Here is a 15,556-nt window from a genome sequence, read left to right as displayed (position 1 = left end):
TTTAATGGACAAATTACTTCAAATTGTTATTTATTTCATTTGAAATTTCTTTAATTAAGTTGATTTCATCAACACTAAATCTTTTGTCATTTATATCTATTTCTTTAAAAATAAATCTAATTTTCATTAAGATCTCGGTAGCGGTTGAACTATATTCAATGGAATTGGTAATATCTTGAGATATATTCAGAAATCCTTTATCTTTCATCAAGGTGGCTAATCTTCTTGATTGTGCGTAAATATCATATTTCATATTTAAAATGTACTAAATGTTTTTATATTAACAGCATTTGGAGGTACTACAACTTCAATGCCTCCCCCTAAATTCTTTCCAACACCAGGAGCAGGACGAGTAATAAAATTAGCTCCGAGTTTTAATTCTCCTGTCATAATAAAGTTGCTCCTAGTAATGTTTTCTTGAGGTATTCCATATCTATTTGCATAACCTGGATTATATGGATGCTCCAGTGCCCAAAATTGTGCTCCAACGACCTCACTTTTACCCGTTGTTCCTATGCGATAAAGCGTAGCTCCATTCTCAACTTTTCCTCTTGCTGTCAACGCGGTTGGAGCATTAGATTGGATAGCTGTACCATATGGAGTTCGAATCGCATTTTTACCAAAAGCTGACGATTCTCTGGCCGCTTTATTTGCCGCAATATTATCCAGAACACGTTGTTTAATTACCGGACATGCTGCTAACCCCAGAGGATCAACAAAACTCACCGGATTAGACACGTAACTGTAAAGATTTACTCCTCCGGTTAACCCCAAAGGGTCAGGCGAGAGGTACTGCCCGGTCTCTGGCGAATAATACCGGAACCGATTATAAAATAAACCGCTTTCTTCATCTTCGTACTGTCCACAGAACCGAAGATTGCAGCTGACCGTTTCCTCTTTCCGCACTGAAACAGTCCAGAACTCCGGTTCGCCCCAGGTGAACAGCCGCCCGGCCCAGGCCAGTTTTCCTGCTTCCGTTAATATTTCCCGCGGGGTTCCCTGATGGTCACTGACCACATAGTGCAGTTGCCCCTGTTCATAACGCGCCGAGGGGGTCAGTTTTCCCGGTTCATATAACCAGTGAATGCTGTGCTCATATCCCACGGTGCCGTCTGCATACACCGGCGTCTCTTCTATCAGCTGGTCACCACTCCACAGGTAATCGTATCCGATAATCGCCGTCGGTTTCAGTGTCAGGTCCGGCAGTCCGTCCAGCCACCGTTTCAGGTTGGTGGCTTCCAGCGTGCTGTCCACTTCCTTGCGTTTACTGATACGCCGGCCAAAGGCATCATAGCGATAGCGCCAGCGGGTCCCTTCCGGCGTGATAAACCCGGTCAGCTGGTTATGCGCATCCCAGTGGTAACAGAATGTCCTTGACCGGTACTGATATTTATGGACGGTTTTTTCCACCATTCGGCCATTTTCATCATAGCGGAAGGCGTTATCTCCACGGCGTTCCATCCGGGCCGCCTGATACTCCTGATATTCCTGACGCACCGGTTCGTTCATATATTCCGGTATTCGCTGGTAGTGACCGATATTCTGGTTAGCGTCATAAATGAACTGCTCTTCACGCGCCCAGGGGGTGCCGCTAAAGATAGCCGCCACTATCTGGTCGTTGGCGTTGTACCCGTAACGGGTTTCCTGCCAGCGGTCGTCTTTTATGCACTCGACATGGTGCGCCTGCGTGTAATACCAGTGACGGTTCACTTCACTGCCAAACGGCGGATGATGCGGGTCGGCTTCCTGCAATGCCTGCCTGAATCGTGCGGAATTGCGGCCGGCCGCCTGATGCGCCAGCAACCCGGCAGGCGTGTGATATTGCGCCTGAATAAAGCCGGCGTCACTGCGGCGCACGGTTTCCTGTCCCAGGCCGTCATATTGAATATCCAGCGGCGCGTGGCCTTCCAACCCAAAACGGGTGACCTGACCGGGCGGGCCATAGTCCCAGTGCAGGGCCGGCAGGTTGTTCCCCTGCCGGCTGACCGGTAAGCCGCTCAGGGTATCCCACTCGTGGGTCACCGTCCGCCCGTTAATCGTCTCTGCCGTCAGATTGCCCGATTTGTCATATTCAAATGCCACCACCGCATCCGGGTTGGTGGCGCGGATAAGCTGGCCGGTGTCGTTATAGTCGTATGTTGTGACCGAAACCCGCTGACACTGTTCATCTTCTTCCTGCCAGACTTCCTGCCGGGTAATGCGGTTTTCCGGGGTGTAGCACCAGCGTAAGAGTTGATTATTCGGGTAACGGGCGGTGATGCGGCGTCCGGCGTTATCGTACTGATATTGAATCGTGCGCCCGGTAAAATCAGTTTCACCGATAATCCGCCCGGCCCGGTCACGGGTGTAACGGTAGGTCTCGCCAGTGGCGTTAGTCACCGCGGTCAGGCGGGTCAGTCTGTCGTAGGCAAAGGTGAGGGCCGTCCCATCCGGGCGGGTGACGCGGCTCAACAGGTCAAAGGCGTCATAGGTATACCGGGTGGTGCGCCCGGCACCGTCGGTCACCGCTGATACGCGCCGCTCACTGTCGTAGTCAATCGTCTGGCGAACCCCGTCCGGTAAGTGGATTTCACTGACACTGCCCGCCGGGCTGGCATGAAAGGCACTGTGGTGATAGCGGGTCTGCTGGTTATGGGCATCGGTGACGCTCAGGAGCCGGCCCAGTCCGTCAGAGGCCAGTTGCGTGGCGCAACCGTTCGGGGCAATCACTTCACTTAATTGCTGCTGTTCATAACTGTAATGCCAGTGGCGACCATCGGGCAGGATTTAAATGGTTATTAACAGTTATTTTTTTAACTGATGGTTTTAAGCAGTATAAATTTTTAATCGTTGTTTTTACCCTTTTTAATACTGATTTTTTGTTAAGTTTAATCATCATTGGATTATGTTTAATGAACGGGGATCATATTCGCTTTATCTTTACTGATGCTGTTAAATAATCGGTGAGAAAGTAAATAAGATTTCATAATTGTGCTACACCCATTTTTTGTCTTCCTGGCTTTTGCTGTGATGAAAACGATGCCAAAAAGGCATCAACATAATTCAGTAACTGCCACATAAATTGACAACAATGATTTCGCGTTATTGTCTCATGGAGCGATTGCCATAACCGTTCTATTTTATTTAGCCACGGTGAATAGACCGGTAAAAACAACAGGGTAAATTTTGGATGTCGTGCCAGCCAGTCCTTTACCTTCTGACTTTTATGAATACAGTAGTTATCTAAGATTAATGTGAGGGTTTCCGCATGGGGATATTGATGATTCAGTTCATCTAACATTTTGATAAATAAATCAGAATTCTTTTTTACTCCTTTAACATAGGTGATTTGCTCTGTTTGGGCATTAAGGCAGCCCGCAAGGTAATGTTTTTCGTTTTTTCCCGGGGTGATAACCCGTTTTTGTTGTCCTTTGAAGCACCAGTCCGCGCCGATTTTCGGGTTTAAATCAATATCCACCTCATCTTCATAAAAAACGGGATGTTTTTCTGAAATGTTCGCTTTGGCTTCCGCGATCTTTGCCATTTTCTCATCGTATTCGGGATCAGGTTGTTTCACTGTGGGTGCCGCTCTACGCCAGACAATCCCCACCTGAGCAAAGTAACGATAAAGGACATTTTGCGTCAGAGAGAGGTTGAGTAATTCATTGAGGGTATGAGTCATGAGTTCAAGGCTCCAGCGAGAGCGGAGATAGCCTAACTTTTGGGGGGATTGCTGTAATAAGAAAAGTAAGAGGTTATAGAGCGGGGAGAGATCCCAGACAACAGGTCGGCCAACGGGTAAACTTTCGAGTCCTTCCAGCCCATATAATGTAAACCACTGAACCCAACGATTGACGGAAGAGCGTGCGGCATGAAGGGTCTTGGCGACATAAGTCACTGTCAATCCTTCATTGAGCATCAATAACGCCGTTAATCGACGGGAATAGTTCTTATCACGGGTTTTATGGATAAGTTTTCTCATTTTCTGGCATTCATCTTGAGGTATAGGTGCTATGATAGGCATCACTCAGTCCGTGTTGGGGTTTGGGATTTTTCGCAATTGATCAGATCGCAAAAATCGGACTGAGTTCCCTCCAAGTGATCTATTATTTTGAAAAGTTATTTACTTTAATGCCTACCTATTCGGATAATATCTTTTACGTGCGATTTCTTTTCAACTTGCGATTAATGGTTAATGATTTCCGATTGAATGCCATTAACTGTCCTTTTAGAAAGGTGCATTTATTGAGTTAAATCTGCCCTTGATATGAAACTTTAATACTTTGTTATTCACGTTTTTAAATGATTAGGCAGGTCAGGAGAATGTAAAATAAGTGGAATGTAGAATCGCGGATAAATGAATTAAACAGGGAAGGGTAAATGAAGTGAATCCCGCTATGAGTTTTATGATGGGCAGGGTTTAACCTGTTATTAAAATTCATTTCTTTAACTTGTGGTTTTAATTGGTATAAAGTTTTAATCGTTGTTTTTACCTTTTACCACCGGTTTTTATCAAGTTTAATCATCATTGGATTACGTTTAATGAACACGGATCATATTCACTTTATCTTTACTGACGCTGTTAAATAATCGGCTAGAAAGAGCTTTAATATCCACCTATTTGGATAATATCCTTTTACGTGTGTTTTCTTTTCAACTCACTATTAACGGTTAATGATTTTCGATTAAATACCATTAACTGGCCTTTTAAAAAGGTGTATTTATTAAGTTAAATCCGTCCTTGATATAAAAGCTTTAATACTTTGGCATTCGTTTTTTTAAATGATTAGGCAGGTCAGGAAAATATAAAATAAGTGGAGTATAGAATCGTGGATAAATGAATTAAACAGGACAGGGTAAAAAAGTGGGAACCAGTTCAGAGTTTTATAATGTGCAGGATTTAAACTTTTATTAAACGTTGTTTTTTAACGGATGGCTTTAATTAGTATAACTTTTTAACTGTTGTTTTTACCCCTTTTACCACCGGTTTTTTATTAAGTTTACTCATCATCGGATTATGTTTAATGGACGCGGATCATATTCATTTTATCTTTACTGACGCTGTTAAGTAGCTGGTGAGAAAGCACTTTAATACCTACCTATTCGGATAATATCCTTTTACATGTATTTTCTTTCCAACTCACTATTAACGGTTAATGATTTTCGATTAAATACCATTAACTGGCCTTTTAAAAAGGTGTATTTATTAAGTTAAATCCGTCCTTGATATAAAATATTTAATACTTTGGCATTCGTTTTTTTAAATGATTAGTCAGGTCAGGAAAATGTAAAATAAGTGGAATGTAGAATCGCGGATAAATGAATTAAACAGGACAGGGTAAAAAAGTGGGAACCAGTTCAGAGTTTTATAATGTGCAGGATTTAAACTGTTATTAAACGTTATTTTTTAACGGATGGCTTTAATTGGTATAGCTTTTTAACCGTTGTTTTTACTCCTTTTACCACCGGTTTTTTATTAAATTTACTCATCATAGGATTACGTTTAATGAACGCGGATCATATTCGATTTATCTTTACTGACGCTGTTAACTAATTGGTGAGAAAGTACTTTAATGCCTACCTATTCGGATAATATCTTTTTACGTGCGATTTCTTTTCAACTTGCGATTAATGGTTAATGATTTTCGATTAAATGCCATTGACTGTCCTTTTAAAAAGGCGCATTTATTGAGTTAAATTCTTCCTTGATATAAAAGCTTTAATACTTTGGCATTCGTTTTTTAAATGATTAAGCAGGTCAGTAAAATGTAAAATAAATGGAATGTAGAATCGTAGATAAACGAATTAAACAGGACAGGGTCAAAAAGTGGGAACCAGTTCAGAGTTTTATAATGGGCAGGATTTAATCTGTTATTAAACGTTGTTTTTTAACGGATGACTTTAATCAGTATAACGTAAACGTCCGGTGAACTCACCTTGCTCCTCTCATTCGGTTCATGCACGCTAGGTTTTTGTCTTAACCTTGTGAGGAATCATGAGCCGTAGTCGATATACCCCGGAGCAAAAACAACACCATGTGACCCAATGGCGCCACAGTGACCTGACTCGAAAACAGTATTGCGAACAGCATCAGCTGAGTTTTTCCTCTTTCCGCGACTGGATTGCCGACAGTCACAAAATGCGCCAACCTCTCAGCCAGACACTGCCCGCCCTCTTGCCTGTTTCACTCCAGCCTGACGACACGCGCACCGTCACCCTGCATACCCCAGACGGCTATGCCATCGCCTGTCCATTGACGCTGCTGCCTGACGTGATGCGGGTACTGGCCCGATGCTGAAACCGCAACAGCAACAGCTCTTTCTGGTGCGAGAGCCTGTCGACATGCGCCGGGGCATTGATGCCCTGACCCGGCACCTGGAGGGACTGAATTTGCGCTGGCAGGACGAGGCCGCTTTTGTTTTCTGCAACAAGGCCCGCTCCCGTCTCAAGGTGTTGCGCTGGGACCGACACGGCGTCTGGCTGTGTACCCGCCGTCTGCACCGGGCCCATTTTGTCTGGCCGAAGCAGGGCGAGCGCAGCTGGGTGATGACGCCCGCCCAGTTTGACTGGCTCATCCGCGGCATTCACTGGCAACAAGTCGAGGGAGATGACCTGTCCGGCTGGCGAAGCTAATTCCGCTACCCCGGTCACACTTTTACCGGATAACGACGGGGAATTATCCGGTACACTGTCGGCATGACGCTCAATGACTTAATCGCGCTGGATGACCCCGGCCAGTTCCGCCTGCGGGCACTGGCGCTGCTTCAGCAACAAGGTGATTATATTCGCCAGCTGGAAGACGCCCTGAAACAGGCGCAACGCTGGCGTTTTGGCGCGCACAGCGAAACCCTGCCTGCCGGTCCCAAACGCTGTCAGTTTGAGGAAGATGCCGATACCGATATCGCGGTGCTGGAAACCCGGCTGTCACGCCTGCATATCAAGGAAAACGCGCCCCCGGCCCAGCCTAAACGTCAGCCTTTGCCGGCGACTTTACCCCGTGAAGATATCCGGCTGGCGCCGGAGACGGAGAGCTGCCCGGATTGCGGTCATGCCCTGCGCTTTTTGCGTGATGAAATCAGTGAGCGACTGGAATACTGTCCGGCCACGTTTATCGTCCGGCGTTATGTCTGTCCGCAGTACAGCTGTGCGGCCTGCCAGCGAATTCATGCTAAAGCCCAGCCCGCCCATCTTATTGAAAAGGGCCTTCCGGAGCCGGGGTTGCTGGCTCAGGTGGTGGTCGCTAAATATCGTGACCACCTGCCGCTCTACCGTCAGCAGCAAATCTATGCCCGCAGCGGTGTAACCCTGGCCCGCAGCACCCTGTCGGACTGGGTGGGGCAGGTGGCTGTGGCGTTGCAACCGCTGGCCGATGCCCTGAAGCAGACGCTGCTGACGTCCCCGGTGCTGCATGCCGATGAGACCCCGTTGCCGATACTGGCCCCGGGAAAAGGCCAGACCCGGCGAGCTTACCTGTGGACGTCTGTCACCGGCCCCGATACCTCGCCGGCAGTGGTGTACTATGAGCTGCATCCCGGCCGCAGCGGCCGTTATGCCCAGAGCCTGCTGAAAGACTGGTCGGGCGGCACGTTGGTGACGGATGACTATGCCGGTTACAACGCGCTGCATGCCCGGGCGGATATCACCGAAGCGGGTTGCTGGGCTCACGCCCGCCGCAAATTCTTTGACCAATACAAAGCGAGCCAAAGTCCGGTGGCGAAACAGGCGCTGGATGGCATTCGTGACCTGTACAAGCTGGAGCGAAAAATCAAACACCGGCTGCCGGATAAACGGCGTCAGTGGCGACAGCGTTATGCCCGGCCGTGGCTGAATGAGTTCCGGTCCTGGTTGCAGACGACTCAGGCCCAAACGGCACCCAACTCCGGGTTACGCAAAGCGATAGATTACACGCTGAAGCGCTGGCCGGCGCTGGTGTGTTATCTGGATGACGGGCGGGTGCCGATAGACAACAACCGGGCGGAGAATGCGGTCCGGGGTGTGGCGCTCGGCCGAAAGAACTGGCTTTTTGCGGGTTCACTGCCCGCGGGGCAACGGGCGGCCATGATAATGAGCCTGCTGGAAACCGCCAGAGCCAACGGACATGAGCCCTGGGTCTGGTTACGTGATGTCCTCAGTCGGCTGCCTGTCTGGCCGAACAGTCGGTTGAATGAGCTGCTGCCCTGGCCTGAGAATCCCTTCCGTTAACATCCCATTTTGTTGTTATCTGAGTAATGCTCCGGTCATCTCACCTTGTTCTTCCTCTCCGGCCCATGCACGCTACCGCTTCCCTATCTTCATTTGGAGACTGACACCATGAGCCGTAGTCGATATACCCCGGAGCAAAAACAACACCATGTGACCCAATGGCGCCACAGTGACCTGACTCGAAAACAGTATTGCGAACAGCATCAGCTGAGTTTTTCCTCTTTCCGCGACTGGATTGCCGACAGTCACAAAATGCGCCAACCTCTCAGCCAGACACTGCCCGCCCTCTTGCCTGTTTCACTCCAGCCTGACGACACGCGCACCGTCACCCTGCATACCCCAGACGGCTATGCCATCGCCTGTCCATTGACGCTGCTGCCTGACGTGATGCGGGTACTGGCCCGATGCTGAAACCGCAACAGCTCTTTCTGGTGCGAGAGCCCGTCGACATGCGCCGGGGCATTGATGCCCTGACCCGGCACCTGGAGGGACTGAATTTGCGCTGGCAGGACGAGGCCGCTTTTGTTTTCTGCAACAAGGCCCGCTCCCGTCTCAAGGTGTTGCGCTGGGACCGACACGGCGTCTGGCTGTGTACCCGCCGTCTGCACCGGGCCCATTTTGTCTGGCCGAAGCAGGGCGAGCGCAGCTGGGTGATGACGCCCGCCCAGTTTGACTGGCTCATCCGCGGCATTCACTGGCAACAAGTCGAGGGAGATGACCTGTCCGGCTGGCGAAGCTAATTCCGCTACCCCGGTCACACTTTTACCGGATAACGACGGGGAATTATCCGGTACACTGTCTGCATGACGCTCAATGACTTAATCGCGCTGGATGACCCCGGCCAGTTCCGCCTGCGGGCACTGGCGCTGCTTCAGCAACAAGGTGATTATATTCGCCAGCTGGAAGACGCCCTGAAACAGGCGCAACGCTGGCGTTTTGGTGCGCACAGCGAAACCCTGCCTGCCGGTCCCAAACGCAGTCAGTTTGAGGAAGATGCCGATACCGATATCGCGGTGCTGGAAACCCGGCTGTCACGCCTGCATATCAAGGAAAACGCGACCCCGGCCCAGCCTAAACGTCAGCCTTTGCCGGCGACTTTACCCCGTGAAGATATCCGGCTGGCGCCGGAGACGGAGAGCTGCCCGGATTGCGGTCATGCCCTGCGCTTTTTACGTGACGAAATCAGTGAGCGGCTGGAATATCGCCCCGCGACGTTTGTTGTCCGGCGTTATGTCTGTCCGCAGTACAGCTGCGCGCGCTGTCAGTGCGTGCATGCTAAAGCCCAACCCGCCCACCTGATTGAAAAGGGCATTCCAGAGCCGGGGTTGCTGGCTCAGGTGGTGGTCGCCAAATATCGTGACCACCTGCCGCTCTACCGTCAGCAGAAAATCTATGCCCGCAGTGGTGTAACCCTGGCCCGCAGCACCCTGTCGGACTGGGTGGGGCAGGTGGCTGTGGCGTTGCAACCGTTAGCCGATGCCCTGAAGCAGACGCTGCTGACGTCCCCGGTGCTGCATGCCGATGAGACCCCGTTGCCGATACTGGCCCCGGGAAAAGGCCAGACCCAGCGCGCCTATCTGTGGACGTATGTCACCGGCCCCGATACCTCGCCGGCAGTGGTGTACTATGAGCTGCATCCCGGCCGCAGTGGCCGTTATGCCCAGAGCCTGCTGAAAGACTGGTCGGGCGGCATGTTGGTGACGGATGATTATGCCGGTTACAACGCGCTGCATGCCCGGGCGGATATCACTGAAGCGGGTTGCTGGGCTCACGCCCGCCGCAAATTCTTTGACCAATACAAAGCGAGCCAAAGTCCGGTGGCGAAACAGGCGCTGGATGGCATTCGCGACCTGTACAAGCTGGAGCGAAAAATCAAACACCGGCCGCCGGATAAACGGCGTCAGTGGCGACAGCGTTATGCCCGGCCGTGGCTGAATGAGTTCCGGTCCTGGTTGCAGACGACTCAGGCCCAAACGGCCCCGAATTCCGGGTTACGCAAAGCGATAGATTACACGCTGAAGCGCTGGCCGGCGCTGGTGTGTTATCTGGATGACGGGCGGGTGCCGATAGACAACAACCGGGCGGAGAATGCGGTCCGGGGTGTGGCGCTCGGCCGAAAGAACTGGCTTTTTGCGGGTTCACTGGCCGCGGGGCAACGGGCGGCCATGATAATGAGCCTGCTGGAAACGGCCAAAGCCAACGGACATGAGCCCTGGGTCTGGTTACGTGATGTCCTCAGTCGGCTGCCTGTCTGGCCGAACAGTCGGTTGAATGAGCTGCTGCCCTGGCCTGAGAATCCCTTCCGTTAACATCCCATTTTGTTGTTATCTGACAACGCAAGGTGAGATGACCGGACTCTTACTTATCTGACAACGCAAGGTGAGTTCACCGGAACATTACGGTGAGATGACCGGAGCATTACTTACGTAGGAGCCGGATGCGTTAGTAGCGCACGTCCGGATCTGTGCGGGGGGTAGCCGGTAACGGCTATTCCTACCGCGACCCTTACCGTGGGTATTCACCAAGATAGATCATCAGAAGGCCGGAAGATCACACGGATCTTCCGGTGTTTTTAGATGTAAAAAAGATTTTCTCGAACAAAAGAAGTAACTTCGTCTTTATTTAATTCAAATGCAGGATCTGCATCCATTCCTTTCAAATAATCAACGACATATCTTAGCCTCTCATCATCAATGTCATGATCAAGGTAAAATTCATATGCATATCTAGCAACGTTAGCAGTATCGTAATTTTCTTGAAGTTTTTCATTCAGGCCGCTTATAAAAAGATGGATTAGATCGTTCATGACAATCCCCCACATTTTTTAATAGCTTTTCCTGGGGTTGTTGCTATGCCTGAATCTATATCCGCTTTGGTGGGTGGATAATGAGGTAAATCCAATACCTGACCATCTTTCATCTTAGGATGTATACGATTAACCTTGCTGGAATGGTCGTAAGTTTCTTCCCAAGACCTCACACTTCCTGTCGATGGATTCCACTCTGTGACATGAGAACGTCCACGCGTTGGCCCTTTAGTTCTAGCTAACGCTTCCTTATCATAATAACGGATCCGCCCATCAGGTAATTCGCGGATATTCACGGCAGAACCTTGAGCTTTTTGTAAGGCTCTAAGTTTCCGATTTAATAATTGAGAAGGTGAACTTGCCAACCCAAACGGGTCAATCCAGTTCGCCGGATTATGGACGTACGAATACGGGTTCGGACCCCCATTTAGCCCGAGCGGGTCAGGCGAGAGGTACTGCCCGGTCTCTGGCGAATAATACCGGAACCGATTATAAAATAAACCGCTTTCTTCATCTTCATATTGTCCACAGAACCGAAGATTGCAGCTGACCGTTTCCTCTTTCCGCACTGAGACGGTCCAGAACTCCGGTTCGCCCCAGGTGAACAGCCGCCCGGCCCAGGCCAGTTTTCCTGCTTCCGTTAATATTTCCCGCGGGGTTCCCTGATGGTCACTGACCACATAGTGCAGTTGCCCCTGTTCATAACGCGCCGAGGGGGTCAGTTTTCCCGGTTCATATAACCAGTGAATGCTGTGCTCATATCCCACGGTGCCGTCTGCATACACCGGCGTCTCTTCTATCAGCTGGTCACCACTCCACAGGTAATCGTATCCGATAATCGCCGTCGGTTTCAGTGTCAGGTCCGGCAGTCCGTCCAGCCACCGTTTCAGGTTGGTGGCTTCCAGCGTGCTGTCCACTTCCTTGCGTTTACTGATACGCCGGCCAAAGGCATCATAGCGATAGCGCCAGCGGGTCCCTTCCGGCGTGATAAACCCGGTCAGCTGGTTATGCGCATCCCAGTGGTAACAGAATGTCCTTGACCGGTACTGATATTTATGGACGGTTTTTTCCACCATTCGGCCATTTTCATCATAGCGGAAGGCGTTATCTCCACGGCGTTCCATCCGGGCCGCCTGATACTCCTGATATTCCTGACGCACCGGTTCGTTCATATATTCCGGTATTCGCTGGTAGTGACCGATATTCTGGTTAGCGTCATAAATGAACTGCTCTTCACGCGCCCAGGGGGTGCCGCTAAAGATAGCCGCCACTATCTGGTCGTTGGCGTTGTACCCGTAACGGGTTTCCTGCCAGCGGTCGTCTTTTATGCACTCGACATGGTGCGCCTGCGTGTAATACCAGTGACGGTTCACTTCACTGCCAAACGGCGGATGATGCGGGTCGGCTTCCTGCAATGCCTGCCTGAATCGTGCGGAATTGCGGCCGGCCGCCTGATGCGCCAGCAACCCGGCAGGCGTGTGATATTGCGCCTGAATAAAGCCGGCGTCACTGCGGCGCACGGTTTCCTGTCCCAGGCCGTCATATTGAATATCCAGCGGCGCGTGGCCTTCCAACCCAAAACGGGTGACCTGACCTGGCGGGCCATAGTCCCAGTGCAGGGCCGGCAGGTTGTTCCCCTGCCGGCTGACCGGTAAACCGCTCAGGGTATCCCACTCATGGGTCACCGTCCGCCCGTTAATCGTTTCTGCCGTCAGGTTGCCCGATTCATCGTATTCAAATGCCACCACCGCATCCGGGTTGGTGGCGCGGATAAGCTGGCCGGCGTCGTTATAGTCGTATGTTGTGACCGAAACCCGCTGACACTGTTCATCTTCTTCCTGCCAGACTTCCTGCCGGGTAATGCGGTTTTCCGGGGTGTAGCACCAGCGTAAGAGTTGATTATTCGGGTAACGGGCGGTGATGCGGCGTCCGGCGTTATCGTACTGATATTGAATCGTGCGCCCGGTAAAATCAGTTTCACCGATAATCCGCCCGGCCCGGTCACGGGTGTAACGGTAGGTCTCGCCAGTGGCGTTAGTCACCGCGGTCAGGCGGGTCAGTCTGTCGTAGGCAAAGGTGAGGGCCGTCCCATCCGGGCGGGTGACGCGGCTCAACAGGTCAAAGGCGTCATAGGTATACCGGGTGGTGCGCCCGGCACCGTCGGTCACCGCTGATACGCGCCGCTCACTGTCGTAGTCAATCGTCTGGCGAACCCCGTCCGGTAAGTGGATTTCACTGACACTGCCCGCCGGGCTGGCATGAAAGGCACTGTGGTGATAGCGGGTCTGCTGGTTATGGGCATCGGTGACGCTCAGGAGCCGGCCCAGTCCGTCAGAGGCCAGTTGCGTGGCGCAACCGTTCGGGGCAATCACTTCACTTAATTGCTGCTGTTCATAACTGTAATGCCAGTGGCGACCATCGGGCAGGACATGGCGCAGGATTTCACCGTGCTCCCCGTGCCGGAACTCTTCCCGCCGGCCCTGCGGGTCGGTGACCGCGTCCAGATTACCCCGGTCGCTGTAGTGAAATCGCCAGCTTTCCCCGTCCGGTGGTGTGAGCCGGGTTAGCTGTCCGTATTCGTCGTAGTGGTAAGCGGTGCTGTCTCCCGCCGGCGTAGTGAACAGCATCAGTTCCCCGTACGGGCTGTATTCAAATGTGGCAGTCCGGCCCAGCGGGTCGGTTTCCGCGACTTTGTGACCAAAGTCCCACCGGGTCAGGGTTTCATGACCAAGCGGGTTTATTGCCCGGGTGACCAGCCCGTCCGCGTTATATTCGTACCGGGTACATCCGCCTTCGGCATCAAAATAGGTGGTCACCCGATGTTCGTCATCATAGTCAAAACGGTCCTGCCAGTAGCCTTGCGGGGTGGTAAGCGCGGTTATCCGGCCCCGGGTGTCATAATGCAGGGTCACGTCGGTTTTATCGGTGTCATGCCAGCGGGTCATGTAGCCGGGCGGGCTGTATTCATGCCACAAATGATTAAACTGAAACGACTCACATTCTGCCAGGTAACCCTGGCTGTCATAGCGACAGGTGACCAGTCGCTGGCGCTGCCCCTGATGCAGCCAGTCAATGGCGGTCAGTTGCCGGTGTTCATAGTGCAACACCAGTTCCGCGCTGTCGGCATGGACGATATCCGCCAGGCGGCCGGTCTCATCGTAACGAAACACGGTCCGGTTGCCGTTGCGGTCTTCTGTCGTTGACAGGCAACGTTTATCGCCCTGTCTCTGAGTAAAACTCAGGGTGTGCTGAGTGCGGCGGTTAAACAGGTGCAGTTCACCGCTCAGTTGCCCGTACAGCAGATAATGACCGGCATACAGGTTGACCGAGAAAACGTGTTCTGTCGGGGTGTGGAAGGTGTAAATCACGCCTTCCGCGTCGGTGAAATGGGTCTCCTCGCCGTCCCGTCTCAGGTGTTGTGACCAGTCATCCGCCCATTTGGGGCCGAACAGCCCGGAAAAGTTCGCCGTCGAGCGATACACCCGGTTCAGCGCCAGCGGCAACAGCCCCGGCAGGGCGAGCACCGGCCAGACCTGTAAGAAGTCGCCGGTCGCCACATCCACCGGGTCACTGGCACTGGGCGTTGTCTCGGTTGCTTTGCCGGTTTTTTTCACCGAGGGGGTGGGTTCTGCCCCCGATTTCGCTTTCTCGGCGTGGCCTTTTCGGCCAGGCGGTAGCGGCAGGGCGCCGGCAATGGCAACCAGCCAGCGCAGGTCTTTGTTGCTTTCGGTCAGGATAGTCAGGGCATTACCGGTTTCGCTGGTCACGGCAAGGGAGGCGGCACCACTGTTGATATTGGCGTCACAGGTGGTGCGGTGGCCTGAGCGGGCAATCGGTTTGCCGTTGGCAAATACGGTTTTTGCCCCTTCCGCAATCACTATCGGGCCGGGGTGGTCGCTGCACACAATTTCGTCACCCTGACGGGCCACCGGCTGGCCTTCAAAAAAGACATTCGGGGAGCCCCCGATAATCGTGCCCTTATTGGCACCATACTGTCCGAGTGCCGCCCCCGCACTGCTTATCACCCCGCCAACGTAGCCCCCGGCGAGTCCCGCAGCCGCACCGGCGACCACCGCTAACGCCAGTCCACCGGTTGCCACCGTTAATGTGGCAATCGTCACGGCGGCCAGGGCCCCCAGTAACACCCCACCCAGCGCCCCCCATAATGCGGCGCTTTTGTTCTGATGGGCAATCGCATCCCCTGTCCGGGCCGGCACCTGGCCTTCGGTGGCAATGGTGTGATGGCCGAATAAGGACATGACTCCGTGGGTCACCGTTGTGCCGACTTCATGGCCAATTTGAGCGCCCAGTTTTCCGGCGGCCACCCCCGCTGCCAGCGGGAGTAAGGCGGGCGGCCCCCCGACACCGGCGGTATACATGCCCGCTACCGCCAGCGAATGGTATTGAAAATCCTCACTTTCCAGATAGTTGAGCACCGTATCGGCGGGCGAAGTGCCTTCTGTTGGTGGCGGGGTATTGTCCTGCCGGTCGGTCCCGGTGGGGCGGGCGCGTTGCGCGGCCCCGGCCCCCAGCCAGGCCATCATCAATAAACTCATGGTGATTTACTCC

Annotated in this window: 11 protein-coding genes; 6 read left to right on the top strand and 5 right to left on the bottom strand. The window is 52.3% G+C overall.

Annotation, left to right across the window (positions count from 1 at the left end):
• Positions 1–13: 13 nt before the first annotated feature.
• From ACUN2T_RS14385 to ACUN2T_RS14375, 3 genes are all read right to left on the bottom strand, one after another.
• The gene (locus ACUN2T_RS14385) at positions 14–253 is read right to left on the bottom strand and encodes a hypothetical protein (protein WP_445493699.1); all 240 of its coding nucleotides are present in this window, start codon (positions 251–253) and stop codon (positions 14–16) included.
• Positions 254–255: 2 nt separating this feature from the next.
• The gene (locus ACUN2T_RS14380) at positions 256–2,709 is read right to left on the bottom strand and encodes an RHS repeat-associated core domain-containing protein (protein WP_445493698.1); all 2,454 of its coding nucleotides are present in this window, start codon (positions 2,707–2,709) and stop codon (positions 256–258) included.
• Between the two features lie 253 nt (positions 2,710–2,962).
• Positions 2,963–4,003: an IS630-like element ISPlu16 family transposase gene (locus ACUN2T_RS14375; protein ID WP_445493697.1), complete on the bottom strand. Its 1,041-nt coding sequence runs from the start codon at positions 4,001–4,003 to the stop codon at positions 2,963–2,965.
• A 1,971-nt stretch (positions 4,004–5,974) separates the two neighbouring features.
• Here ACUN2T_RS14375 and tnpA (ACUN2T_RS14370) point away from each other — a divergent pair.
• From tnpA (ACUN2T_RS14370) to tnpC (ACUN2T_RS14345), 6 genes are all read left to right on the top strand, one after another.
• On the top strand, positions 5,975–6,277 hold the full coding sequence (gene tnpA / locus ACUN2T_RS14370) for an IS66 family insertion sequence element accessory protein TnpA (protein ID WP_445493694.1): 303 nt from the start codon (positions 5,975–5,977) through the stop codon (positions 6,275–6,277).
• The gene (gene tnpB / locus ACUN2T_RS14365) at positions 6,271–6,612 is read left to right on the top strand and encodes an IS66 family insertion sequence element accessory protein TnpB (protein WP_445493696.1); all 342 of its coding nucleotides are present in this window, start codon (positions 6,271–6,273) and stop codon (positions 6,610–6,612) included. Before tnpA (ACUN2T_RS14370) ends, tnpB (ACUN2T_RS14365) begins: the two co-directional genes overlap by 7 nt.
• Positions 6,613–6,675: 63 nt before the next feature.
• Entirely contained in the window at positions 6,676–8,181 is a 1,506-nt protein-coding gene (tnpC, locus tag ACUN2T_RS14360) for an IS66 family transposase (protein WP_445493695.1), read from the top strand.
• A 108-nt stretch (positions 8,182–8,289) separates the two neighbouring features.
• The gene (gene tnpA, locus ACUN2T_RS14355) at positions 8,290–8,592 is read left to right on the top strand and encodes an IS66 family insertion sequence element accessory protein TnpA (protein WP_445493694.1); all 303 of its coding nucleotides are present in this window, start codon (positions 8,290–8,292) and stop codon (positions 8,590–8,592) included.
• Positions 8,586–8,921, top strand: a complete 336-nt coding sequence (tnpB, locus tag ACUN2T_RS14350) for an IS66 family insertion sequence element accessory protein TnpB (RefSeq protein WP_214089177.1) — start codon at positions 8,586–8,588, stop codon at positions 8,919–8,921. Before tnpA (ACUN2T_RS14355) ends, tnpB (ACUN2T_RS14350) begins: the two co-directional genes overlap by 7 nt.
• 63 nt (positions 8,922–8,984) lie before the next feature.
• On the top strand, positions 8,985–10,490 hold the full coding sequence (gene tnpC / locus ACUN2T_RS14345; protein WP_445493693.1) for an IS66 family transposase: 1,506 nt from the start codon (positions 8,985–8,987) through the stop codon (positions 10,488–10,490).
• A 263-nt stretch (positions 10,491–10,753) separates the two neighbouring features.
• Here the strand turns inward: tnpC (ACUN2T_RS14345) and ACUN2T_RS14340 are convergent, their stop codons facing one another.
• Together ACUN2T_RS14340 and ACUN2T_RS14335 are read right to left on the bottom strand one after the other, a co-directional pair.
• Positions 10,754–10,987 (bottom strand): hypothetical protein, encoded by a 234-nt coding sequence (locus ACUN2T_RS14340; protein WP_165579167.1) that lies wholly within the window; start codon positions 10,985–10,987, stop codon positions 10,754–10,756.
• Positions 10,984–15,543, bottom strand: a complete 4,560-nt coding sequence (locus ACUN2T_RS14335) for an RHS repeat-associated core domain-containing protein (RefSeq protein ID WP_445493692.1) — start codon at positions 15,541–15,543, stop codon at positions 10,984–10,986. Before ACUN2T_RS14335 ends, ACUN2T_RS14340 begins: the two co-directional genes overlap by 4 nt.
• Between the last annotated feature and the right edge of the window lie 13 nt (positions 15,544–15,556).

The sequence above is a fragment of the Photorhabdus machadonis genome (assembly GCF_052657765.1).
Note: the sequence above shows the minus strand (reverse complement) of the source record. Positions and strands in the feature narration are given on the sequence as shown.

Coding starts and splice junctions, on each gene's coding strand:
- ACUN2T_RS14385 (WP_445493699.1), bottom strand. CDS start 253: ATGAAATATGATATTTACGCACAATCAAGAAGATTAGCCACCTTGATG.
- ACUN2T_RS14375 (WP_445493697.1), bottom strand. CDS start 4,003: ATGCCTATCATAGCACCTATACCTCAAGATGAATGCCAGAAAATGAGA.
- tnpA (WP_445493694.1), top strand. CDS start 5,975: ATGAGCCGTAGTCGATATACCCCGGAGCAAAAACAACACCATGTGACC.
- tnpB (WP_445493696.1), top strand. CDS start 6,271: ATGCTGAAACCGCAACAGCAACAGCTCTTTCTGGTGCGAGAGCCTGTC.
- tnpC (WP_445493695.1), top strand. CDS start 6,676: ATGACGCTCAATGACTTAATCGCGCTGGATGACCCCGGCCAGTTCCGC.
- tnpA (WP_445493694.1), top strand. CDS start 8,290: ATGAGCCGTAGTCGATATACCCCGGAGCAAAAACAACACCATGTGACC.
- tnpB (WP_214089177.1), top strand. CDS start 8,586: ATGCTGAAACCGCAACAGCTCTTTCTGGTGCGAGAGCCCGTCGACATG.
- tnpC (WP_445493693.1), top strand. CDS start 8,985: ATGACGCTCAATGACTTAATCGCGCTGGATGACCCCGGCCAGTTCCGC.
- ACUN2T_RS14340 (WP_165579167.1), bottom strand. CDS start 10,987: ATGAACGATCTAATCCATCTTTTTATAAGCGGCCTGAATGAAAAACTT.
- ACUN2T_RS14335 (WP_445493692.1), bottom strand. CDS start 15,543: ATGAGTTTATTGATGATGGCCTGGCTGGGGGCCGGGGCCGCGCAACGC.